Below are 25,217 nucleotides of genomic sequence, written 5' to 3' on the forward strand. Positions count from 1 at the left end.
TAAAAATAGGTACCATCATAAGCTAAATCCCTGATAGCGCCACCTCCTGCAAGTGAAAACGATGAAAGGTAGTTGCCGTCCATATCAAATTTATCAAACAGTCCGGCAGCATTATTCCAGTAAGTCATATAAAAGTTGATGCCATCGGTAGTAATACCCTGACTCGATGGTGCCTGACCACTGAATGTGAAAAGAACATCCCATTGCTCGTCCGTACCGTTCGAATATGTACGTGCTTCCATTGGCGATTGCTCAGCCTCCGGATTCATACTTGGAAATGAAGTCGGGTTTAGCACCTGCTCCATTTTAAACTGCTCCAAGGCAGAACGGTCTTTGTTGGCCAGTCCCGTCGAAGTAGTTTGCGCAAAAAGGGCTGTCGATGTCATAAAGAGCACCAGCAACCACAAACTTGTAATTTGCTTCATAAGAAATTGTTTTTAGTTAGTAATAAATCAATTCATAAAATTATTTGTATTCGTGAACCAATATTCATTACGATATCAAAAAAAAATCACCGCTAGTTGCATGACAAAATCTGGTAGCTGGTACTTGAGGTCTCTTTATGTTACTTCGTGTGTAGTTTAGAAATTAGTAGAATGAGTTAGTTTGACGATTTCTTAGTACTATTTGTTTAGGTTTTATTAGCTGTGTTTCGCTTTTCAGTTTTAACTTGCAAATATAAAATAATCTTTAATGATTTTATTGAAATTCTTTATTTTATTGAGCAGCAAAGTTAAAAAATTAACTGTAGGATATCCAAAAAAAAGAATTATTTGTTAATGACTTCTGACTTATTAACACAATGCCACTGTTTTCAACACCTCGCACGTTGGCGCTATGACCTTTAAAGCAGCTCATTTTCTTTACAACACCCGTCGGGGCGGCTGGGCACTATTGATTTTACTGATGCTCACATGGGGCAGTTCTTTAGTTCTCATGAAGCGGAGGCTATAAGTTTATGCCAGCACTCAGGTAGGAGCCATCAGGATATTCAAAGGATTTCTGGTACTGCTGTCCAAGTAGCGTAAGCGCGTAAATGGATGTAACAGTAGAACATCCCGTCGATCAAGCTATTTACTTTGTGAATTTCCTTCCCAAAAACAAAAAAAAGGGAACCCCTGCGGATTCCCTTTTCTGATTCCTCTTCAATTAAGGATTATTGGATGACCACCTTATGTATTGAGCGGCCATCAGTAGTCTCGATCTGCAACATGTAAAGACCTTTTGCGAATTTTTCGGTATTGATGCGCAGCTCCGTCCCCTTAACTTCCCGGCTGAAATTTACTTGCCCGGAGTAGTTGGTTAAAATTACCGACCGTAATTCGTCTTCAGATTGGATGATGATGTGATCGTTAGCCGGATTTGGATAAACCTGCAGTGTGCCTGAGGCACCAGAAGGATCGCTGATATGGGTGTCAATGATTACTTCTATCTCATTACTTGGAGCTGACAGGCCAGCAGCATATTGAGCTTTCACATGGTAATAGTACAGATGGCCATAAATAACATTTTGATCAAGGTAGGTAAGTGTGTTCGCATTGGTGCTACCAATCAGATTAAAGCTGCCTTGGTTCCCATTTTTGCGGAAAACTTTGTAACCTTCAACCTGCATTCCAGTCTCTATGTAACCTTTAATAGCCCAATTGAATGTAAGCGAGGGATCCAACTGAGAAAGGGTAGTCCAGGCACCATTCCAGGAAATCATGTTACCAAAGCCTTCATCTTGAGGGCCGGCATCGCAGCCAGCCGGGAAACCTCCCGTGGTGTTGCAGTTGAAACCAATCCACAAATCTTTAGAAAAATCAATATGATAAGCCTCATCCAGCTCTACAGTGTTCCAAGCACCTGGTGTGATATCAAAAACTTCCTGCGAATACTTAAGCGTTGGATTGGTGCTTCCCTGCCATATCTTGACGGTGTAGGTGCAAATATCGCCGGGTTCACCAGGGACAAAGTCAACCTTTGTTACCCTGCCCCCTTCAAAATCTTCGAGCATTTCAGGCGTCCAGCGGGCTGCCACGTCGAAATTGGTTGAGGCACTGATAGCGTTAGTGATGTTTTCACCGGAATAGGTAATCCATTCAGGAATAAAAACACCTGTAGGGACATCCCAAGTAAGGTTGACATCAAGGAAGTTTATTATCTCAGCCTCTAGATTATTTGGCGGTGGTAAAGGTGATCCAACCAGCAGAGTAACCGGAACAGTAACCAGCGGGTTAGCGGGATCGTTGCTGGTGATCTCCAGTGAGCCTTCATAATATCCATCAGGCAGAACCATAGAGTTGAAGGTAATCTCAACCCCTGTTGACTCGCCGACGCCCAAAGTACCGCCGGTGTTCTCAGGCACCGTGAGCCATGCGATTGGGTTTCCCGCTACTTTAATGGTGTAGTCTTCTACTTCACCATAGGTCATCGTTTCGCATGGAAAAGGATCCACGCTGTAGCTCATCCTTACACGCATGCGGTAATTGTCAAGGGGGGTGCTGGCAGGAACTGCAATAGCTCCGGTGAAGGTTAAGCCTGCATCATCACTGGTAAGAACAAACTTTTCGTTGCCTTCATCAAAGGTATAGCTCATATCCCAGTCAACCCAGCAGGTAACTTTATCGGAAGGCCATGGGTTACCATTGGTAACGGTAATGGCATTGGATGCACCGGGGGAAATTACAGTATAAATATCAGTATAGTCGGCTACGTCACCTTGCCAGCCACTACTGTTGTCGATGGTTCCACACAATACATTTTGAATAAATTCATCTTCAGTTCTGGTGGATGCTACGCAATATTCAGGAAAGAAATTGAAAAGGGTTTTCATTTTACAATCATTGGCAGCATCTTCGTCACCGGCCAGCGCCGTACAGGCTGTAAAATTGTAACTGCCATAGTCGGAAAGGTTGGCCGTTTGGGTAAGGTTCACAGTTGCTGTGGCTTCTGATGCAAGCGGGCCGGCAAAGGTTCCGTTTTCAGAACCTGACCCTGTAGTGCCATCCCAGTTTACTGTCCAAGGAATATTAGATTGTGAAGCAGTCCCAAAGTTTTTGATGGTGATAGCAATGGGTTCAGCATTGGTAAGACTTACACCGCTCAGAGGTTGCGGAATTGAATAAACTCCAACATCATTACTAAACTGTGAAACACTGGTAACAAAGTTGTCAAAAGGAAGAGCCTGTGAACCTGAGTTACCGCTGTTGTGTTTTACACCAGCAACAATACCCGGCTCAATGCCAGCAAGTGGCAGGAGTCCTTCAGCAGCCATTCTCTCTCTGAGAATACGCAAATCTTCAACCGGGTCAGAGGCAGGAATCGATACCTGTCGTAAAGGTGCATTAGCTACTATTGACCAATCAAGCGGTTCACTACCCGTGTTGGTGATGGTGAGCATCTGAGTGGTAACATCCCATTCAGGATGAAACTCGGTAAGCTTTGTCGGGTTCACATCAATCATCGGATCATTTTGGGAAAGCACCCCGGCTTTCACCTCAACATTTAGATTCGGCTGCTGACCGGTTTTGCACATTGCTGATGCAGCTTTCTTTGAAACCATTTCTGTGACGTCGTTTTGCGCAATGAGTGATGCTGATGCCATAAAAAACACCAACAGCCATAGGCTTGTAATGTGTTTCATAATATCTTGTTTTTAGTTTGAATTTTATCATTTCATCAAAAAATATGAAATTGCAACAGAACTATTATTCGTTCAAAACAAAAAATTCACTGGTAGCTGCAAAACTTTCTACAAGGCTCATTGCCGGTGTTTTGAGGTTCGCACGATGTTTATGGCTTAAAAATAAATAAAAACGCCTCAGTTTATCGATAACCTTTATTTATTTTGCAACAAATTTAAAAAAATTAACTGAAGAGTATTCACGAAATAAGATTTTTTGTTGATGATTTTCAAATTATTAATACAACACCGGTATTTCCTAAATCCCATACATTGGAGCTATGACCTCTAAAGCTGCTCACTTTCTTTACAACACCCGCCTCGGAGGTTGGGTGCTACTAATTTTACTGATGCTTACGTGGGGAAGTTCTTTCATACTCATGAAACGCGGGCTGGAGGTTTACAGCAGCGTTCAAGTAGGTTCCATCCGAATATTTATGGCATTTTTGGTTCTATTACCTGTGGCGCTGAAGCACATTAAGCGGGTTCCGCGATCGAAACTGAAATACATCTTTTTGGTAGGATTGTTAGGAACCGGTTTGCCGGCATTCCTTTTTGCCAAAGCGCAAACGGGTCTCGACAGTGCAGTGGCCGGAATTCTAAATTCGCTCACACCTTTATTCACGTTGATAGCGGGGCTGACATTTTTTGGACAAAAAACTAGAGCCGTTAACGTTGCAGGCGTATTGATTGGATTGATCGGCGCTGTAGGGTTGATTTATGTTACCGGCAGCGGCTCCCTCGAATTTCGTTTTTCCTTTGCAATCTACATCGTGGTGGCCACAATGCTCTATGCCATCCAAAGCAATATGATTAAATATTACCTGCACGACGTAAAGGCTGCTGCCATTGCCGCGATAGGATTTTTCTTTATCGGTGTTCCTGCCGGGATTCTGTTGTTTTTCTTCACCGACTTCACCCAGGTCATCGTTTCGGGTAATAATGCAGCATTGGCTTTCGTTTACATTGCCGTGCTGGGGATTTTCGGTTCAGCCATCGCCATCATATTATATAACAAACTCGTACAAACCACTACCGCCATTTTTGCTTCGTCGGTCACGTATTTTGTTCCGGTGGTGGCGCTTTTATGGGGAATGACCGACGGGGAACGCTTTACGGCAGGAGCATTCGGATTTGCAGCAGTGATACTGGCGGGTGTCGTTTTGGTAAATCGGGGTAGAAATCGTAACGCTCTGAATAAAATAAAGTAAGAAAACATTTGCAGTTAAAAAAATAGTTTTACTTTTGCACTCCTTTTTTAGTTACAAATTATCAATACAAGCACGAACATGTACGCAATAGTTGACATAGCTGGACAACAGTTTAAAATTGAAAAAGATAAAGAAATCTTTGTTCACCGCCAGGCAGGCGAAGCCGGCGACAACCTTAGTTTCGGGTCGGTAATGCTGGTAGGCGACGGCGACAGCATCAGCGTAGGAAAACCCTTTATTGATGGCGCCAAAGTAGAAGCCACCATACTGGAACATTTACAAGGCGACAAAGTGCTCGTCTTTAAAAAGAAAAGAAGAAAAGGCTACCAGAAAGAAAATGGTCATCGCCAGCAGTTTACCAAAGTGAAAATCGAAAACATCGCTTTGTAGTACGAAATTTATTTGCAAACTATTAAAAACTAAATATTATGGCTCATAAGAAAGGTGCAGGTAGTTCATCAAACGGACGCGAATCGCATAGCAAACGTCTTGGTGTAAAGATTTATGGCGGCCAGTTTGCCAGAGCAGGCAACATTGTAGTACGTCAGCGCGGCACAGCGCATCATCCCGGCGTTAATGTAGGCCTGGGCAAAGACCATACACTCTTCGCACTGGTGGATGGCACCGTTGAATTTAAAAGAAAAAGAGACAACAAATCGTTTGTTAATATCCTCCCCTTAGAGCAGGAAACTCCCGGGGTGAACTAACCACAAGATCTAAAAGATCGCAAAATCTCCTGTTTTAATTGAAAGCAGGAGATTTTTTGTTTAAACAAAAAAACACACAGGCATGCTGCAAATCACCACCATCCGCCAACAGCCCGACGAAATCGTTGCCAGGCTGCGAATAAAAAATTTTGACGCCGCATCACAGGTTGAATCCATCGTGACACTCGACGAACAACGACGCGAGCTTCAGGCACGCCTCGACGAAACGCTGGCCGGCGCCAACCGCCTGACCAAAAGTATAGGCGATCTTTACAAAACCGGCAAAACCGCGGAAGCATCGCAACTGAAAGAAGAATCTGCAGAATTGAAAATCACCTCTAAGGCACTGAACGAGGAACTTGGCGATATAGTGAAAAAGCTCAACGACGTTCTGCTGTTGCTGCCCAACCTTCCACATCCAAGCGTTCCTGCCGGCAAGTCAGCAGCCGACAACGAGATAGTAGCCACCGGTGGAACCCTTCCTGAGAAAAACCCCCAGGCCCTCCCCCATTGGGATTTGATAAAAAAATACAACATCATCGACTTCGACCTTGGCAATAAAGTGACGGGGGCGGGATTTCCTTTTTATCGCGGACAGGGTGCGCGTCTGCAACGTGCACTCATCAACTTTTTTCTGGATCAGGCGATCGAAGCCGGATACACGGAGTTCCAACCACCGCTTTTGGTAAACGAAGATTCAGCTTATGGAACCGGTCAGCTTCCCGACAAAGACGGCCAGATGTATCATGCACCCGTGGATAAGCTTTACCTGATACCCACTGCCGAAGTACCCATCACCAACATCTACCGCGACGTGATACTGCGCGAAGAGGATCTGCCCATAAAAAACGTAGCTTACTCCAACTGCTTCCGCCGGGAGGCCGGCTCCTGGGGCGCCGATGTTCGCGGGCTCAACCGGCTGCACCAATTCGACAAAGTAGAGATTGTTCAGATACGCACTCCCGAAGATTCGTACCAAACGCTGGAAGAGATGCGCGAATACGTGACCGGACTGCTGGGCAAGCTGGAGCTGCCTTACCGCATCGTACGGCTGTGTGGCGGCGACCTTAGTTTTACCTCGGCGCTCACCTACGATTTTGAGGTTTTCTCGTCGGCACAGGAACGCTGGCTTGAGGTGAGCTCAGTGTCGAACTTTGAGAATTTCCAGTCCAACCGTATGAAGCTGCGCTACAAAACCAAAGAAGGACGCACACAACTGGCACACACCCTCAACGGCAGCGCGCTGGCTTTGCCGCGTATCGTGGCGGCATTGCTCGAAAACAACCAGACCGAAGAGGGCATCCGTATTCCGGCAGCGCTACAAGCCTACACGAAATTTGAGATGATCACGCTGATGTAGTTCATTGTTCCTTGTTCCCTTCGACAGGCTCAGGGCAAGTGTTGTTTGTTGTTCCCTTCCACTGGGGGGATGGCTGAGCTTGTCGAAGTCCTGGGGTGGCTGCGGTGGCTGAGCTTGTCGAAGTCAGCCTGTCGAAGCCAGGTAAGGTTAAAACATTGTTTGTTTCCCGAATTGTTTTACTCTGGGAACTCCCCCGAAGAATCGACTCAAGATCAAAATCGAATTAGCGGCAATTCGCCTAATTGGCGGAAATTAGCGGACAATAAAAAAATCAACTTTTCGGGTAGAGTTGTGTTTCATTAAAAATAAAAAATTAACCCCCCGATAGATTCGGGCTACAAAATATTTGATCAGCTTTAGGGTTTTGTAGTTTCAGGAATGGATAGCTTTATGAAAAACACTTACACCTTATTAATAGTACTACTGTTGCTTTTTGGTGCAACACCTTTCTTGTCGGCACAGGATATCCCGGCATTTCCACAGGCCGAAACGGCCAAAAGTAAGATAGAAAAGCCTGACGACGAAAAGCTTGCCGCCGAATACATGAAAACCAAAGAGTACGAAAAAGCAGTGGAGCTGTACGCAAAGTTGTACGAACAGAAGAAGACGCGTTATTTTTACACCTATTATATTTTTTGCCTCACCGAACTGCAGGACTTCAAAACCGCGCTGAAGGTGGTGCGGCGTGAGCAAAAAGAAGAGCCCGGCTCCCTGCGACTGCTGGTGGACGAAGGCTACATCTATTCGCTACAGGGCGACCAGCACAAGGCAAAAAAACTGTGGGATGAAGCACTCGCAAAGCTTACCGGCAACCGCAATCAGGTAAATGAATTGGCCGGCGCATACAGCTACCGCGGACAAACAGAGTATGCGCTTCAGACGTACCTCAAAGGACGGCAGCTGGTGCAGGATTATCAATTTAACCTGGAACTGGCGCGGATGTATCAGCAGATGAACAACTTTACCGACATGGTGAACGAATATCTGAACCTGATGGACAACGACCTTTCGCGGCTCGAATACATCAAAGGACGGCTTCAGTCGGCACTCGATAGCGACGAAGAAGGTACCATTGGTGAGGCCATTCGGACTGAACTGCTGCGGCGTGTTCAAAAAAATCCTGACAAAATTTATTATTCAGAGATGCTCATCTGGTATGCTGTTCAGCAAAAAGATTTTGACCTGGCGCTGCTGCAGAGTAAGTCGATCGACCGGCGGCTGGGCGGCGACGGGCGCGCGGTGATCGACCTGGCAATGATCAGCCTGAATAATGAGGCGTATGATGTGGCTGTGGATGCCTATCAATATGTGTTGGCAAAGGGCGAGCTGTCGACGTACTATCTGGATGCACGCATCGGGCTGCTCAACGCACGCTACCTGAAGATTACCCATCGCCTCGACTATACCCGCGACGACCTGACGGCGCTCGAACGCGAATATCATTCGGCACTTGAGGAGTTTGGCGAAAACAGTTCCACCATCACTATCATGAAATACCTGGCGCACCTGCAGGCTTTTTATCTCGACAAATACAACGAAGCCATCGTCCTGCTCCAAAAAGCTGTGGCAATGCCGGGGGTGTCGCCACAGCTCACTGCGGAGTGCAAGATAGAGCTGGCCGACATTTTGCTGTTTACAGATCGTGAGTGGGATGCAACGCTGCTTTATTCGCAGGTAGATTATGATTTTAAAAACGATCCCGTGGGGCATCTTGCCAAATTCAAGAATGCAAAGTTGTCGTATTATATCGGCGAATTTAATTGGGCCAAGATGCAGCTTGATGTGCTGAAAGCAGCTACTTCCAAGCTTATTGCCAACGATGCCATGGAACTCTCGCTGCTCATCAGCGACAACATCGACATGGACAGCACCTACACGGGACTTGGATATTATGCCCGTGCCGACCTGCTGGTGTATCGCAACAAACCCGACCAGGCATTGGTCGTATTGGATTCGATACAAAAATTGGCGCTGTGGCATCCTCTCAACGATGAGGTGCTTTATAAAAAAGCCGACATCATGCTGAAAAAATCCAACTACGAAGCCGCCGACAGCCTGCTAAATAAAGTGACGGAAATGTACCCAGGGGATATCCTGGCCGACGATGCGCTGATACTGCGCGCCAGACTTTATGACGAACATTTTAAAGATCCCGGTAAAGCCATGATGCTTTATGAGCGGCTGATGATAGAATATCCCGGAAGCCTCTTCGTGGTGGAGGCTCGCAAACGATTCAGAGAGCTGCGCGGGGACATGATTAATTAGCATGAAAAAGAATTTTCCCACCAATCCCGAATATGTCCGGCCCAAGAAAAGCCTGGGACAACATTTTCTGGCCGACGACAACATTGCGCATAAAATTACCGACAGCCTCACCCTGCGCGACCAGGTGCTGGAGATAGGCCCGGGGACGGGCGTTCTCACCAAGTTTTTGATGGGAAATGTTCAGCAGCTAAAAGTTATCGAAATCGACCGGCAGTCGGTGGCCTGGCTCCATGAGCATTACGCGTCGCTGGGCGACAACATCATCGAAGGCGATTTTCTGAAAACCGATCTCAGCACCATCTTCCCTGGCGAATATTCTATCATCGGCAACTTCCCCTACAACATTTCGAGTCAGATATTTTTCCGCGTTTTGCAATACCGCAGCCAGATACCGCAAGTGGTGGGAATGATACAAAAAGAAGTGGCCGAGCGTCTGGCAGCACCGCCGGGCAACAAAACCTACGGCATCATGACGGTGCTGCTGGGGGCTTTTTACGATATAGAATATCTTTTTACCGTGAACGAAACAGTTTTTATCCCGCCTCCACGTGTCAAATCAGCGGTGATCCGATTCAATCGAAAAAAGGATTTTGTCTTAGGATGCGATGAGAAGCTGTTTTTTGAAGTTGTAAAAACATCTTTTAACCAACGGCGAAAAACATTGCGCAATTCCCTACGCGGGATTTGGACCGGACATCTCGATGCGGCAGAACACGACATTTTTACCAAACGTCCGGAGCAGCTAAACCTTGAAGAGTTTGTAATGCTTACGCGGATGCTTACAAAGGAAAAATAGAACCCAGTTTTAGCCTTACAGAATTCTCAGATGTTTATGGGCTAAACTCCAAAATTCAAAAAAACAAAATTCCCCGAATAATCCTGGCTTTATTAATTGAAAAACCCTTCCGGAATTTTAAAACGGCGAAGGAAAGGTAACCACACAATCTTCGCTTACGCGGATATAATAGGCTTTGCCGGGCAGCAGCGTGGTAAGGGTATAAATGTTTTGCGAAGGCTGGTAAACTTTATTACCCCCTACTTCGTGCACCACATCAATAACCTCATCCAGATCGCGAAATACCACAAATGTGCTGGCCTGCACCGAACTCAGCACCGGCATCACATTCCAACCTTGCTGCAGGAACACCGTCTGCGATATTTCAAACATTCCGCCAACTTTTATCTTAAAAGATTCTTTGGCTTTGATGATATAGCCATCAAAAGTATTCCAGTTTTCGAGGGTGTTGATTTGTTGGTCGGGATAGAACATGCGCCCATGTAGGTCGAATATCACCTCGATATGCTGCGCTGTAGTGTCGAAAATCTCAGTTAGTTCATCTTTGAAGGGAAGCACAAAAGTGGAGAGGCCACTCCATCCTTCCGGTATGGTGATGGTGTGCTGCATATTGTAAGGAAAGATAATGAGCTTTACAGGAACATTTACAACCGGCATGCTGGCGTCATTGCTCAGAATATGAAAATTGCGCTGATGATTGCCTATGGTGAAAACGCCGGAGTTGAAGAGTAAATCGACAGGCTTGGTTTGTCCGGGAGGCACTGCTGCTGCACTGGGCGTCGCGGTAAGCCAGATATCTCCGGGCAATAGCTGTAGCGTATCGGTGAGGGTGTGTGGCTCGCCACCATGGATGTCGCCACTGATGGTGTACACCAGATTAAGTGGAGCATTGAGATTGGCATCGAAGGTGAGGCCTACAATAGAAACTGCAGTTTCGCCGGGCAGAATATTACCATCCCCGCCATTGGCATCATTCCAATTCACTATCACCCCGTTGCCTGTGACGCCATTGTAAACTAAAGGCCCCAGGCTTCCGCCGGTAAAGTTGGAAGCATAGTTAATCGTAACTCCCGCCGGAAAATCGATCACCAGCGTGTCAAGCCATTCGTTGTCGGGACTGCCATTGGTAAGCTCAAAAACGAAATCAGTGGTTTCGCCGGGAATGTATCCCTGCGGCTGACAGGAAAGGGTTGATCCCTGAATGCTACGGGGAGAGCCATTTGCAACTCGATTTATTTTATCCGGATTGGTATCGATGTTAAAGAAAAGCGTGTCGGTACCTGTATTGGAGATCAACAGCTGCCGATGGGCCAATGTGTCCGGTTTCATTACTAAATAAAATGAATCGGGCTGTATCTCGATTTGGGGATAAAGCGTGTCGGTGAGCGCTAATATTTTTTGCTGTGGAGGCACCTCATGCTTCACAAAACCAAATGTTAGAACTGGTGCTGCAAAACCAAACATCAGCAGGCAAAGCCATCTAAAATGAGAGTATGTTCTTTTGATATTGCTGTTCATTACACCTTATTATATTGGGGTACAAAAATTTATGCTGTTGCAAAGATAATCAGAATCAGGAATTTCTGTGCCAGATGAGAATTTCTGTGGCGCCATAGCCAAAGTCTTTCATAGAAGCATCGCGCGTTTTCACGTTGTCGTAGGCTTTGAGTATCTCCATAATTTTTAGTTTAAGGATACCGTCGCCAACGCCATGGATAAAAGTGACTTTGGTAAGATAATTTTTGATGGCACCCTCAAGGCACCTCACAAAATAATTGAGCTGGAAGTTAAGCATCTCCTGGTTGCTCATTTTGGAATAGTCGTCTGTAAGTTCGCCGATATGGAGGTCAACCACAGCCTCACGTGGGCCGGTTTTGTGCTTGTCGATGGTTTCTTTGGGCTCCTGTGGTTTGGCGTTTTGCATACTAATCTCTTCATCTTGCTTTTCGTCCTCCGATCTCTCGGCCACAGACTTCTGAGTAGCTATCTCATTTACAAGAAATAGAAAAGCTTTCTCTTGCAGAAATGACGAATCGATGTAAACATTTTCGCGATACAGACGTGTCGGCTTAAAGCTAAAAGTGCTGTTGACGGGTGCCAGCACCGAATCGGACAGCTCTTTGTGATACAACGCCTGAATTATCCCATAGGTCCAGCGCTCAATCTCTTCGCGATGGATGGAAGCCAGCAGCAGACGGCTATCGGGCGGGATGGCGTCGTAGTCGCGGCCTTCCCAGGCACCATTCTCTTTGCGCAAAAACAAACTAAACAGCACCTCGTACCCGGTAAAGTTTACCAGATAAACATCGATAAGCCCCGTTAGCAACCAGCGCTGATCCTGCGGAACATAGGCCAGATAAAGACCTTTTTTATCGTCGCCTTTGGCTTTGAAAACGCGTAGTTTTTCAATCCGGCCATCAAAATAAACGGGATCTTTTTTTTCGGGTTCGGGAGGGGGCGCTGCCGTTCGCGAAGAAGCATAGAAATCGCCAGGCTTCCGCTCAAAGTTCCCCATGTCGTTGGCGAGCACCAGCTCGTTGGCAAGCGTGGGAATCTCAAAACCATCTTCAATCTGGATATTTACCAGGCTGGCGCTAATTATTTTGGTTACGATGCCGCCACCGTTATCATTGAGGAAATTTACCTTGTCTCCTATCTTAAATTTCATAGTTGTCTTTATTTTTTACAAAAGTACGGAAATGTTTGTTGTTCCCCTCGACTTGGTTCGGCTTGGTTCGGCTTGGTTCGACTACGCTCACCAACCAACGCTCACCAACCAACGCTCACCAACCAACGCTCACCAGCCGACGCTCAGGGCGAGTGTTGTTTGTTGTTAAGGCGTTCGGCTTAGGCTGCGCCTAAGCTGAATCTATTTTTGCAGGCTTGGCTTGCTTTTTTAATCGTGTGACTTCATTCCATCAACAGGCAAAGCCTATAAAAATAGCACGGACGAAGCATAGCCTCGTCCAAACACGACGACGCGGGTGGCCTTTCGCCCTGTTCTTTACACCTTGCGCCATGCGACCTACTGAAACCTGAGAGAATAAAAGTCAGGCATTCCAAATGAAATTTTTCTAAATTTGCCATGCAAATAAATACCTCATCAAATGCAGGCTCCTGCCCTCACATTGGCTAATGACATGCACCGCGAAACATCGATGGTGCGCAAGAACTTTGAGCGAGAACGCGGGCTAAATGGAAAGCCATCATTTGGACATGAGAATTCGAACCTACCGGAAATTTACACGGACGCATCCAGGAATGAAACAAGAAATTTTATCTTGTCCTTTAAACGACTTCGGCTAAATTTGCAAAAGGTACACATACACGTCCATAATGGCTGTGTAAGTGTATCTTTTGCACAGCGTAATGAAGAAATAAACGTAATATTACGCTTACAGAGATGTTGCCAGCAATTTGAAAAACCTCGAAATCTAATTTAAAATTAATGAAAAAACTATGAGAAAAATACTTTTTTTGATTTTCACCTTATATGGTTTTACCCTTTTTGCACAAGAAAAGGAAATAAAAAAACCTGAATACGTAATCATCGCCAATAATGAAATTATAACAAAAGAGAAACTTGGTGAATTAGAAGAGCAAGGCCTAGTTAAGGTTATGAATAAAGGAGTAACCGAAGACGAGCGAAATAAACTTGTAGAAAAATTTGGCGACAAAATTGGGGATCGAGAATTTATAATCAGGATAGATTTATTTACCGAAAAAGAAAAAGCAGAACGTCAAAATGAAATACCCTCAGATAATGAAAAAACAATTACAGGAAAAAATAGTAATGATGAATTACATATAAAAATTAATGATTCTGCAAGTGAATTTACAGTCCAAATGCTTGATGGGAAAAAAATTAATCTTTCGGATTTAAAAGGTAAAGTAGTTCTAATAAATTATTGGGCTACTTGGTGTGCACCTTGCCTAATGGAATTTGCAGAATTTCCAGAAAAGATTCTTGAACCTTATAAAAATGAAGATTTTATTTTAATAGCTATATCTATTGGAGAAAGCAAAGAAAAAGTGGAACAGAAAATGCATAATATGAAAAAATACGGCGTTGACTTCAATGTAGGTATTGACCCAAAAAAAGAGATTTGGGTTAAATATGCTACTGGAGCTATTCCAAAAAGTTTTTTAATTGACAAAAACGGAATTATAAAATATATTTCAATAGGAAATGCAGATGGAAATGTTGATAAATTAGCAACTGAAATTAGAAAATTGCTTGAGGAATAAAAACTGCTGGCAACAAGCTATATAAAAAATTGGGGCTTAATTGGTTAGCAAAGTGAAGTACCTCGCATCAAGTTCCGAGCAACTTGAAAGCGCGGAGCGCCGAAATCCCCAACATTTTCATATAGCTGTCCGTTATGGGCAAGTGTAAAAAGAAACAAACAAACAGACAATTTGCTACAGAAGGACAGAAAAAGAAAAACAATGCTGATATCCCAGCCAACATAAAGGCATTTTTCATATAAATTTATGGGCTTTTTAACAACACTTGAAAAATATTTACTACTTTTAAAAAATGAATAAACAAACATACCTTTTAGCAGAAGAAAAATTGTTCAGACATTTGGACAGAGACAACACAAATAATGAAAAGGAAAATTTATTAAAGATTTTTGTTTCTGATAATTTTTCCCATCTGTATGTTCATACTGAATACAGTAAACTTGGTGGCACCATTCGTCTTATTGATCTCTTCAAGAAGGCCAAAGAATATACAATGCCAGCCATTGCCATCACGGATCACAGCAACATGTTCGGCGCAATAGATTTTTATAAACAGGCCAATGGCATCAAACCCATTATTGGTTGCGAACTCTACGTTGAACTGCGTAGTCGTTTTGTTAAGATACCATCCAACATTAATTTTGAGTTTTAAATACAGAAAGAGAAAGTTATGTCACCAAAAAAATTCATCATAAGAACGGTCATCGCCCTGATCGCAGTTCTCTGTTTAGCCCTTGACGTATGGATAGCATTTCCCCCTGTTAAATACCTGGGTTTAATCTTCTACTTTGTCTGCTTTGCAATGTATCTCAAGGAATTATACCTTGCTCTTTTCAAGATGCGAAAGGTCACAGCAGACCTTCTTGTTGTAACAGTTATGATAGTTTCCCTTGCGGCGAACCAGCCGTTGAGCGGCGCTCTTGTGGCATGGTTTATAAGCATGGGCCTTGCCATCTCCTTTACTATCATGCAGCGAACCAATCGTAAGATATCAGCCCTCACCAGCAAGACCACAAAGCCTGTGAGGGTTTTAAGAGACGGGGCCATGGTCGAGCTTTCCATTGACAAGGTCGTTGCAGGAGATGTGGTCATAGTTCCCCAAGGGGAGATGATTCCCGTTGATGGTAAGATTCTGGAAGGTAGCTCGTCGGTTGACGAGTCCGTTATAACAGGAGAACCCTTTCCGATATTCAAGCAGGTTGGAGATTCTGTAACCTCGGGTTCCATAGCGGTTTCCTCCCAGCTAAAGGTCAAGGCGGAAAAGGAAGGGAACAAGGGATTCCTCCAAGTAATGGCGAAAGAAATTGAGGCCTCGCTCAAGGTCAAGCCAACGATCCATCGCAAGGCAGATACTATCGTTCAATTCTTCATCGCCGGCGTGGTTCTATATGCCCTGGGGGTGCTCGTAGTAACTGGATTTATCACGGGCGACTTTCAAGAAGGTCTCATGCGCATGGCTACGGTGACGGCTGTTGCCTGTCCCTGCGCCTGGGCGCTATCTGTTCCAACGGCCTTTGCCGCCGCCATTGGTGGTCTTAGCAGTCGGGGAATCCTTGTGCGGGGTGGTACGCCTCTTGAAATTGCCGGTCAGGCTGTGAACGTTATGCTTGACAAGACCGGAACGGTAACCCTGGCAGAACCTAAGGTGGCAGAAATCCTGGTCTTTGAAATCGAAAAAGATGAACTCATTCAAATAGCCGCTTCGGTTGAAGCAGGCTTTAATCACCCGATTGCCAATGCCATCGTCTCCTATGCATCGAAGAACAAGATTCAGCCCTTATCGGCAGAGGTGTCCGAATATCTCCCGGGCCTTGGCATACGCACCACGGTAAACGGCCGAAAAGTGGAACTCGGATCCGCTGAAACCATGGAACAACTCAATATTTCCCTACCACCAAAGGAAGAGTTTAGCGGCCGAGCCACATGGATCGCCATTGACGGCAAAATAGCCGGAGCCATTATTATCCAAGACGAACTCAGAGAATATGCAACAGATCTTGGAGAAGAACTCCACAAACTAGGAATAAAGAGGGTTGAGATTGCAACCGGTGACGATGATGAGGCCGAAGCAAAACGGGTGGCCAGCCTGATCAAGGCGGACGGATACAGTTGGGGAATGACACCCGATGAAAAAAAAGCCCGACTGGAAGAACTTAAAGTCCAAGGTCTTACAATAATGGTCGGCGACGGGGTTAATGATGCCGTATCCCTTGCAGCCGCAGACGTGGGAGTCTCCATCGGACGCACCAAGGCGGATCTTGCGATCAAATCTTCTGACATAATAGTGATGCGCGATGACGCAACGAGTTTGATCACCATCCTGAAAAAAGGCAAAAAACTCCTTAGAATTATCAAAGAAAATTATGCCTGGGCCATAGGATTTAATGCTGTAGGCATTGCCCTTGCTACCGTCGGGGTCATCGATCCCTGGCTTGCGGCCCTGTTTCACCACGTAAGCTCGGTGCTGGTGGTCCTTAACTCCTCCCGACTGGTAAGGGGCTAAAAATCAACTTTCGTTGTGTCCGCCAAGACATGTGGGTTATATAAAACTCACTTCTAGCCGGTAGGCGGAAACGGGTGTTACCCTTCTCTCATTCTCGCAGCCCATCCGTGGGAAACTCCTGAGGAGTGTATCTGCCCCATGCCAAAAAGAATTTCAAAATTTTTCTCCCACGCTTAAAAAAAATAAAACACGCAAACACACAGGCTACACAGACAAAAAAGAAAAACGAAGTAGTAATTTGACAAGTTTAATATGAAAGTGCAATTTGACCCAAACACACGGACAGACAAGAACCGCCAGCCCATAACAGGCGGTATATTTTATTGCCGAGATAGTGCAGGTTTTAGCGTTTCTGCATCTAGTAAACTTTCGTGTAACTTGACAGGTCAGTGCTTCGAAATCGGCAACAAAAACATACCGCCAACCGTTGTGTGTAATTCTCCTATTCTCCCAACGCACAATTCTACTTCATCTATAAAGCCACAGCAAATTCGGATTTACCTTTAAACTTTAGATTTCCGATAGGCTAAATAAAACAATTGCGGCAAGACTGTAAGCGAAAGAACGGTACAGATTAAAATACCGCCTACAATCATGATAGCCAAAGGTTTTTGAATTTCTGAACCCATTCCGTTCGAAAGTGCCGCTGGTAATAATCCCATCGCGCCCATTAAACCAATCATCACAATAGGTCTGATTTTTTCCTTTACACCTAGTGAAATCGCTTCTTTTAAAGGATGACGTCCCTTGAGTTTCTCATGGATGACGGTGATCAAAATAAGTCCATTAATAGTAGAAACCCCAAAGAGAATTATAAATCCGATTCCTGCGGAAATCCCAAAAATCGTTCCTGTAACCCATAAGGATATCAAGCCACCAATAAATGCAAATGGCAATGTTAGCGCGGTAATAACGGTGTCCTTCACGTTACCGAAATTCATGTATAACAAGAAAATAATCAACAATAAAGAAATAGGGACCACCATCATTAATTGTTTACTGGCGCGTTCCTTACTTTCAAATTCCCCTGCCCACTCGACTTTATTATACGACGGAATTTCGACTTCATCTTCTACTTTTTTACGCGCTTCGGCAATGGCACTTCCCAAATCCCGTCCTTCAATACTAAAACCAACCCCAATATAACGACTGTTTCCTTCGCGATAGATAAATGCTGGTCCGGTATGGAAATCAATGGTTGAAATCTCTTTCAAAGGCACATGATTTCCATCGACCATTGGCACTAATATATTTCCAATGGCCTCTGGCGTTTCACGATGTTGTTTTTGATATCTAATACGTACATCAAACATCCTTTCGCCTTCATAAAAAGTGGTTGCTGCTTGACCACCTATTGCCATGGCCAATACGGATTGTGCATCGGCCATCGTAACGCCATATTTTGCCATTTTATGGTCGTGCAATTGAATCCGCAACTCTGGTTGCCCGATGTTTTCATACACATTCAAGTCCGTTATACCTTCAATATCTTTAATGGCATCAGCCACCTCATGAGCTTTATCTTCCAATTCAAATAAGTCATCGCCAAAGATTTTAATGACCAGAGAACTTTTAACACCGGCTACATATTCTTCCACGTTATCCTGAATAGGCTGACTAAATCCGAAATTAATTCCTGGATAGGTCTCAAAATCGTCACGAAGTTCTGCTAATAAATCATCTTTGGAAATATTGCGACTCCAATCATCTTCTGGTATCAATTGGATGTGGAATTCAATATTGAAAAATCCGGTGGGATCAGTGCCATCATTTGGGCGACCGGTTTGGGTCAAGACGAACTTCACTTCTTCACGTTTTCTGATTTTTTCTTTCATTTCCTTTGCCAATTTCACAGACTCGTCCAAATGAATGCTATTTGGTAAAGTGGCACGGACATAAATAGCGCCTTCATTCAATTTTGGCAGAAATTCGGTTCCGTAATAATGAAACTTAACAGCACAAATAACCAGCAAACCGACAAATAGGTATAAAGTTGCTTTTCCATGTTTATCGGTAAAATTATAAAGCTTAAAAAATTGAACGTTGAAGAACTTTGAAACCATACTTTCTCTATCATTAATACCATTTTTCAGCAACACCTTACACATGGCTGGCACGTAGGTCAAACTTAAAATCAAAGATCCTAAAAGTGCATAACCCAAAGTAAAAGCCAAGGGAAAGCCAAGGGTGAGAACATTTTTCCTTCCACTTTTTGGAAAGAAAAAATTGGCATTAAAGCAACAATAAGAATAAAAAGAGCAAAGAAAATTGGCGTTGAAACTTTACCAACACTTTTTTTAATAATGCCCAATTTGGAAATTTTAGAAAACTTATCCTTTCCTATAAGTCTCGATTTTACCTGAAGGGAGACGAAAACAGATTCTACAATAACCAATGTGCCTTCCAAGAGCAATCCAAAATCCAGCGCACCCATGGAAATCAAGTTTGCCGGCAATCCCTGTATTCGCAACATGATGACTGCAAATAGGAAGGATAAAGGAATAACAGTCGCAACAATTAAGGTTGTGCGCCAGTTGTAAAGAAAAATAAATACAATCAAGGACACCAAAATAACACCTTCAATCAGGTTTTTTGTAACCGTACTCACAGTAGCATCTACCAATTCTGAACGATCAATAAAAGGAACAATCTCCACATTTTTGGGTAAAATTCGGGTATTAAGCTCGTTGATTCTGGTTTTTAAACCTTCAATGACATCTGCAGGGTTTTCCCCTCGCAGCATAATAACGATGCCCTGAACCAAATCGTCGTCATCGTCCAAACCTACTTGACCCAATCTGGGTTTAGCGCCGATCACCACTTCGGCCACATGTTTTACCAAAACCGGTGTGGAACCATTCACTGTAATGAGAATGTTTTCTATATCGTCAAGACTTTCCAACAAACCCACACCTCGAACTGCATAAGCCTGATCACCTCGTTGAATCACATCACCTCCAACGTTTATATTGCTTTTTGAAACCGCTTCGTAAACATCCAGTGGCGAGAGATTGTAGTTTTTTAATTCGCTCGGATTGATCTGTATTTCATAAATTTTTTCTTCACCACCAAAACTTGCCACATCAGCAACACCAGGAACGGATAACAGCTCACGTTCAATAATCCAATCATGAATGGCCGATATTTCCTTGATAGGTAAATCACTTTTAACCACATACCTAAAAATTTCACCTGTCGCTCCAGATGGCGGTTCAATTTGGGCGTCACTTCCGTCTGGTAATGGCAACCCTTGCAATCGGTTTGCAGCATATTGTTGTGCGTAGAAATCTTCAACATCATCATTAAAAATAACCGTGACTACCGAAAGACCAAATAATGAAGTAGAGTGCACTTCAGCCTTTTTAGGAATGGTGTTCATCTCTTTAGAAACAGGAAGTGTAATAAACTTCTCTACTTCTTCCGCACTTCTACCTGGCCATTGAGTAATAATACGTGCTCTGGTGTTTGTAACATCAGGAAAGGCTTCAATTGGGATTTTTATGTAATTGATAATTCCCGCAACCAGCAACAAACCGGTGAGAAAAAATATAATGGTTGAATTTTTTAATGAAAAACTAACAATACCTTGGACAAACTTCTTCATAAATGCTATTTATTTTAGGGCTTTCAAATGGTTATAAATCAACAAGTGATTTTTTGTGATAATTTGCTCGCCTTCTTCAATACTATTTTCAAAAAAAACTTGAGTGCTATTTTGCACATTTGGAGTAACTTTTCTAATCTCAATATCACAATCCGATTTGTAGAGTACTAAAAAATGTTGGTTGTTGTCAAAAATCAATGCATTTACTGGCGCTGCGTTGGCTAGAATTCCATCCTCTTTTTCTACCGTGACATCTACCCACATTCCAGGCATGAGTTTCCCATCGTAATTATCCATCACGATCCGTGCTTTTAAAACACGTTCGTTGGCATCAAAAACCTGCGAAATCGTATTGATTTCTCCAAAAAACAGCTCATCCGCATAAGGCAAGGCTTTAATCTCTACGGGCATTCCCTTTTTTACATAAGGAATATTCCCTGCATAAATATTGGCAATGATCCATACTTCCTTTAAATCGGAAATCGTAAAAAGAGGTTCACTATCCGCAGAAATTTGCATTCCTGAAGCAATATTTTTACTGATAATGGTGCCAGAACTCGGTGCTTTTATTTGAAAAACGCCACATTCACTGCTCGCACTATATAATTTAAGTTGGGCATTTGCATTTTGAAGTTCTGCTTTAAGAACATCCAAATTACTTTGCGCCTCAATCAAATCCTTTTGCGAGGCTATATGATCGCGATGCATTTCCTGAACAGATTTCAATTCGCGCTCCGCAACAAGGATTTGGGAATTTAGACTTAATTTTTGTGAACTCAAATTACTTAATTCACTACTCATCATTTCAATAAGCAACTGGCCTTTTTTAACTTCTTCACCTAAAGTGAAATAGGTTTTCGTGACGACACCACTGACCAAACTCATAAAATGCACCACTTTATCAGGGTTTGGCTCAACTCTGGCGTTTAATAAAATCGATTCTGAAATAGGGATTCTTTCTACGGGAACTTTTTCTATATCGTCTTTCATAAAGTCATTGAGGCAAAAAGCTCTGTCTGCAACAACTTCATTTTTATTTCCATTTTGAGAACAGCTATTGAAAAGAAGCAATCCGAAAATAAAAGCAAGTAGGTTAATGGATTTTTTGAGATACATTTTTTTGAGATTGAATAGGTTCATGATAATTAAAGTTCTTTGCCAACGATATATTGAAGTGTTTCTAAATGAAAATGGATTTCCTTTTTGGATTCGAGGATTATTCTTTTGTTTTCCAAATACGCTTCCTGAAAGTCTAGATATTGCAACAGACTGATGTTTCGGCTGACAAAATTCTTGCTATAACTTTCGAAAATTTCATCCAAATCATTTTCAAATTCTGGGTCGATGCTTTCAAAGAATGTCAATGCAGCCGTGAAGTCTTTGTAGATTTGGTCAAATTCGGCTCTAGCTCTTAACCGGACGTTGTCTGAATGCAAACTTGAATTTTCGATACCAAATTCTGCATATTTAATTGCGCCTTGATTTCTATTAAAAAAAGGCAAATCAATAGACAAACCAAACCCGAAGAAACTGGGCCAAACGCCTCCACCACGATCATAAAACGCGTTAAAACTAACATCTGGAATCGCTTCCGACTTTTCATAAATCAAAAGACTTTTAAATTGCTGGGTTTCAAAATCGGCTAATTTTACATCGGGACGATTTTCGAAAATTTGGTCTTGGAGATTTAATATCTCCATATTTTGAATCTTTAATAGATTTGGTGCAAAGTCTTCTTCCAACACAAATAAGTTAGCTTGCCCTTCTAAACTCAAAAGAACTTTTAGATCTTTTTCGGCTTCATTTCTGGCCTTGGACAATTCATTTATTTTTTTGGACAACTCGAACTGCAAGGTTTGAAGCCGTATATAATCACCTTTACTGATATGATTGTTTTCAAGTTGCTTTTTATAGGCTTTCAATAAATTCTGAACTTGATCGCGCTGCTTAAAAAATACGCCGCTATACAGTTGCAAATACTGCAAATCTGTAAGGAGATTTCTAAAGTCGTATTTCAATTGACGTAGAAGTTCTTCAAATTCCTGTTCAGCCACTTTCACGCCCACTTTCTCGAGGTTCATAAGTTTTTTACGTTTTCCTACAGTAATGATTTGCTGTTCCAACTTTACCGAAAATTGCGTGTTTTTGGCTGCATTACCAAATACCGGCGGCAAAGGCTCGTCTAAATAAGAAAGTTGCTTTTTGGTTGTCCATAAATTGACATCCTCGAGTGTTAAATTGGGATTAGGCCAAAGTTTAGCCTGCAAGACCATGGCTTCGGCTTGGTCTATTTTATATTTTTCAGCCAGCAACATGAGGTTTTGTTTTAAAAACAATTCTTCGTATTGCACTCGGCCCAATTTAAGCGTGTCAATTTGCTGCGTTTGCGCATAAACATTTGAATTAGCTCCAATCATCAAAAATGACAAGGCCATCAAAATGCGCAATGCGAAAAATCTTCTTATCTGTAAATTCATTTTTCTGTCTTTCAATTCCTTGATTGCAAAAGACTTCAAAACGACCTTAAAAAGACCTTAAAACGAATAAAGTTTAACTTAATGAACCTTACAAAAAGTTAATTATGTGGTAATGGGAAGATGACTGTAAAAGTGTTCAGGCTCATATTGTCATTATGATAAGAGATGCTACCGCGATGTTGTGAGATAATTTTATTGACAAAAACGAGTCCCAGACCAAAACCAGATTTGCCTTGGCTGTTCTTGCCTCTGAAGAAATGTTGGAAGAGGAATTTTTGTTCTTCAGGCATTATGATTGGCCCTTGATTTATAAAATGAATTTGGAGTTGTTTTTTGTCGGTAATAATATGGATTCTACCTTCTTTATTAGAACTATAGTGTATTGAATTAAGCATCAGGTTCATAAAAACGGCCTTTAACAACCGTTCAGAACCTTCTATGGTCAATAAACGCTCGTTGTCTGTGTCGCCCAAATATTTTAGTGAAAATTCGAAATCAGGATACAACAGTGAAAGCTCGTCAATGGTATCAAAAATCAATTCATCGACACGAATATCAATTTGTTCAATGCTTTGGCCTGCATCAGTTTTTGAAAGTTCCAATAATAGATTGATGATTTCGCTTAAGCCTTTGGTATCTTCCTTTTGATGATTGATTTGTAATTTCAAACGTTCCAAATCCGTTTCCTTTTCCATACGTTCAAAATTGGAAACCAAGATTGCAATCGGCGTTTTCAACTCATGCGAAATATGATTGATGGCATGTTTTTGAAAGGAAACCGCCTCTTTCATCCGCTTCATCAAATTGTTGAACTGTTCGGCCAAAACGACAATTTCATTTTCAGTACGCTTAATTTCGAAAGGAATATAGAGCGTGTCAAAATCGTAATTGGAAATCTTATTGGTAATGTCCACAATAGGTTTCGCAATAATTCTAGAAAGATAATATGCGATTAAAATAATGACGAGTGAAATACCTAAAAAAGTAACTATTAAAACATAGCGTAAAAAATCAAGTTTAGAATAACCAGATTCGTCATAAGCTTTATTGATGCCATAATAGGTGTTGTTATTATATTTGACATACACGCCAACCACATCATACAAATCGTCTTTCGTTTCCAACCACGGATGCGCTATAGTGAGGACATTCAAAATGTTTGTCGCGTCTTCATCAAGAATGGGCAAATCGTCAATACTGGAATATATTAATTTTTTGGAATAGTCAAAAATCAGCAGCTTTTCGTCATAAAACTCATTGATACTGATGCGATCCATGGCTTGGATAATGGATTTGTCCGCCTGTTTTATTTCGGTTAAAAACTTGATGGTGGAAGTAATTTTTTGCTTCTGTTTCTGTTGAAAATCCTCTTCCCTATATTCATAAAAAAGCGTGTAAATAAAAAACAGGGTAACGCCCAACAAACTTATGATGGTGACTGAAAAATAAAGCAATATTTTCCTTCTTATGCTCATCAGTCTTCAAAATAATAACCGTAACCGATTTTAGTTTTAATGGATTCTTTACCAAAAGGGCGATCGATTTTATTGCGCAAAAAATTGATATACACCTCGATCGTATTGGTATTGGCGTCAAAATACTTGCCCCAAATCTCCTGTACCAAATGCTGCTTGGATACAATTTCACCTTTAGATTCCAAGAGTTTTAAAAGAATTTGATATTCTCTCGGCGTCAAAACAATATCATTGCCTTGTCGGCTTACTTTTTTTAAGCTTGTATTTATCTGTAAATCGCCGGCAATAATTAGATTGGTTTTTTGAGCGTTGTCAATCGTGTTATGACTTCTTTTTATTAATGAATTGATTTTCAAAATTAGCTCACGCATGTAAAAAGGCTTGGTAATATAATCGTCAGCGCCCATTTCGTAACCTTCCACCTTATCTTCAAGTTCAGAGAACGCCGAAATCATCAAAATAGGTGTGGACGTGTTGTGCGCCCTGAAATCTCTTGCCAATTCATAACCATTTTTCCCCGGTAAGTTAATATCAAGCAAAATACAATCAAATTGAGATTTTTTCAGAATTCTTTCCGCCAGAAGTCCGTCATAGACCGTTTCTACATCCATATTTTCTGCCGTAAGAGCTTCTTTCAAATTCCTATTCAGTTCTGGATCATCTTCTATGATAAGTATTTTTTTCACTTGAACAATTATTTTAAGACAGAGCAAAATTAAGTAATTTAAAGTTGTTGGCTAAATTAAATGGAGGAAGGAACTTTTAATCATTAACCTGCTTTTTTTAATCGTGTAACTTCATTCCATCAACAGGCACAGCCTGTAAGAATAGAATGGACGAGGTACAACCTCGCCCAAACACGACGGCGCGGACGGTCTTGCACTTTGCGCCACGCGCCTTGCTTTTC

19 protein-coding genes are annotated in these 25,217 nt (G+C 42.5%); 9 read left to right on the top strand and 10 right to left on the bottom strand.

The window, feature by feature from the left end:
• Together VFC92_05085 and VFC92_05090 are read right to left on the bottom strand one after the other, a co-directional pair.
• A partial coding sequence (locus VFC92_05085; protein HZK07553.1) for a hypothetical protein occupies positions 1 to 425 on the bottom strand: 425 nt, incomplete at its 3' end.
• A 731-nt stretch (positions 426 to 1,156) separates the two neighbouring features.
• Positions 1,157 to 3,625, bottom strand: coding sequence for a GEVED domain-containing protein (locus tag VFC92_05090; GenBank protein ID HZK07554.1), 2,469 nt, complete (start codon positions 3,623 to 3,625; stop codon positions 1,157 to 1,159).
• 320 nt (positions 3,626 to 3,945) lie between these two features.
• Here VFC92_05090 and VFC92_05095 point away from each other — a divergent pair, with 320 nt between their 5' ends.
• The 6 genes from VFC92_05095 to rsmA all read left to right on the top strand — a co-directional run bounded on the left by VFC92_05095 (position 3,946) and on the right by rsmA (position 10,003).
• Positions 3,946 to 4,875: an EamA family transporter gene (locus VFC92_05095; protein HZK07555.1), complete on the top strand. Its 930-nt coding sequence runs from the start codon at positions 3,946 to 3,948 to the stop codon at positions 4,873 to 4,875.
• 78 nt (positions 4,876 to 4,953) lie between these two features.
• Positions 4,954 to 5,265 (top strand): 50S ribosomal protein L21, encoded by a 312-nt coding sequence (rplU, locus tag VFC92_05100; protein ID HZK07556.1) that lies wholly within the window; start codon positions 4,954 to 4,956, stop codon positions 5,263 to 5,265.
• A gap of 38 nt (positions 5,266 to 5,303) precedes the next feature.
• The gene (gene rpmA / locus VFC92_05105) at positions 5,304 to 5,582 is read left to right on the top strand and encodes a 50S ribosomal protein L27 (protein HZK07557.1); all 279 of its coding nucleotides are present in this window, start codon (positions 5,304 to 5,306) and stop codon (positions 5,580 to 5,582) included.
• Between the two features lie 82 nt (positions 5,583 to 5,664).
• Positions 5,665 to 6,942 (top strand): serine--tRNA ligase, encoded by a 1,278-nt coding sequence (gene serS, locus VFC92_05110; GenBank protein HZK07558.1) that lies wholly within the window; start codon positions 5,665 to 5,667, stop codon positions 6,940 to 6,942.
• A 390-nt stretch (positions 6,943 to 7,332) separates the two neighbouring features.
• Positions 7,333 to 9,207, top strand: a complete 1,875-nt coding sequence (locus VFC92_05115) for a tetratricopeptide repeat protein (GenBank protein ID HZK07559.1) — start codon at positions 7,333 to 7,335, stop codon at positions 9,205 to 9,207.
• 1 nt (position 9,208) lies between these two features.
• Complete coding sequence (gene rsmA / locus VFC92_05120; GenBank protein ID HZK07560.1) at positions 9,209 to 10,003, top strand: 16S rRNA (adenine(1518)-N(6)/adenine(1519)-N(6))-dimethyltransferase RsmA; 795 nt, start codon at positions 9,209 to 9,211, stop codon at positions 10,001 to 10,003.
• 117 nt (positions 10,004 to 10,120) lie between these two features.
• Here the strand turns inward: rsmA and VFC92_05125 are convergent, their stop codons facing one another.
• Together VFC92_05125 and VFC92_05130 are read right to left on the bottom strand one after the other, a co-directional pair.
• On the bottom strand, positions 10,121 to 11,521 hold the full coding sequence (locus VFC92_05125; protein ID HZK07561.1) for a hypothetical protein: 1,401 nt from the start codon (positions 11,519 to 11,521) through the stop codon (positions 10,121 to 10,123).
• Positions 11,522 to 11,576: 55 nt separating this feature from the next.
• Positions 11,577 to 12,671 carry a DUF2027 domain-containing protein gene (locus VFC92_05130; GenBank protein HZK07562.1) on the bottom strand — a complete coding sequence of 365 codons (1,095 nt, stop codon included), beginning with the start codon at positions 12,669 to 12,671 and terminating at the stop codon, positions 11,577 to 11,579.
• Between the two features lie 791 nt (positions 12,672 to 13,462).
• Here VFC92_05130 and VFC92_05135 point away from each other — a divergent pair.
• The 3 genes from VFC92_05135 to VFC92_05145 all read left to right on the top strand — a co-directional run bounded on the left by VFC92_05135 (position 13,463) and on the right by VFC92_05145 (position 16,754).
• Positions 13,463 to 14,251 carry a TlpA disulfide reductase family protein gene (locus VFC92_05135; protein ID HZK07563.1) on the top strand — a complete coding sequence of 263 codons (789 nt, stop codon included), beginning with the start codon at positions 13,463 to 13,465 and terminating at the stop codon, positions 14,249 to 14,251.
• A 292-nt stretch (positions 14,252 to 14,543) separates the two neighbouring features.
• Positions 14,544 to 14,903 carry a PHP domain-containing protein gene (locus tag VFC92_05140; protein HZK07564.1) on the top strand — a complete coding sequence of 120 codons (360 nt, stop codon included), beginning with the start codon at positions 14,544 to 14,546 and terminating at the stop codon, positions 14,901 to 14,903.
• An 18-nt stretch (positions 14,904 to 14,921) separates the two neighbouring features.
• Entirely contained in the window at positions 14,922 to 16,754 is a 1,833-nt protein-coding gene (locus VFC92_05145; protein ID HZK07565.1) for a cation-translocating P-type ATPase, read from the top strand.
• Positions 16,755 to 17,257: 503 nt separating this feature from the next.
• Here VFC92_05145 and VFC92_05150 read toward each other — a convergent pair.
• The 6 genes from VFC92_05150 to VFC92_05175 form a co-directional block, all read right to left on the bottom strand.
• The gene (locus tag VFC92_05150) at positions 17,258 to 18,928 is read right to left on the bottom strand and encodes an efflux RND transporter permease subunit (protein HZK07566.1); all 1,671 of its coding nucleotides are present in this window, start codon (positions 18,926 to 18,928) and stop codon (positions 17,258 to 17,260) included.
• Positions 18,898 to 20,358, bottom strand: a complete 1,461-nt coding sequence (locus tag VFC92_05155; protein HZK07567.1) for an efflux RND transporter permease subunit — start codon at positions 20,356 to 20,358, stop codon at positions 18,898 to 18,900. The genes VFC92_05150 and VFC92_05155 overlap by 31 nt, the downstream gene beginning before the upstream one ends.
• 9 nt (positions 20,359 to 20,367) lie before the next feature.
• Positions 20,368 to 21,498, bottom strand: coding sequence for an efflux RND transporter periplasmic adaptor subunit (locus VFC92_05160; GenBank protein ID HZK07568.1), 1,131 nt, complete (start codon positions 21,496 to 21,498; stop codon positions 20,368 to 20,370).
• 5 nt (positions 21,499 to 21,503) lie between these two features.
• Entirely contained in the window at positions 21,504 to 22,835 is a 1,332-nt protein-coding gene (locus VFC92_05165) for a TolC family protein (protein ID HZK07569.1), read from the bottom strand.
• A gap of 98 nt (positions 22,836 to 22,933) precedes the next feature.
• Positions 22,934 to 24,310 (bottom strand): HAMP domain-containing sensor histidine kinase, encoded by a 1,377-nt coding sequence (locus tag VFC92_05170; GenBank protein HZK07570.1) that lies wholly within the window; start codon positions 24,308 to 24,310, stop codon positions 22,934 to 22,936.
• A complete protein-coding gene (locus tag VFC92_05175; GenBank protein HZK07571.1) occupies positions 24,310 to 24,996 on the bottom strand; it encodes a response regulator transcription factor in 687 nt (228 codons plus the stop codon). Before VFC92_05175 ends, VFC92_05170 begins: the two co-directional genes overlap by 1 nt.
• Positions 24,997 to 25,217 lie beyond the last annotated feature (221 nt).

Source organism: Bacteroidales bacterium, assembly GCA_035647615.1.
GTDB lineage: Bacteria > Bacteroidota > Bacteroidia > Bacteroidales > 4484-276 > SABY01.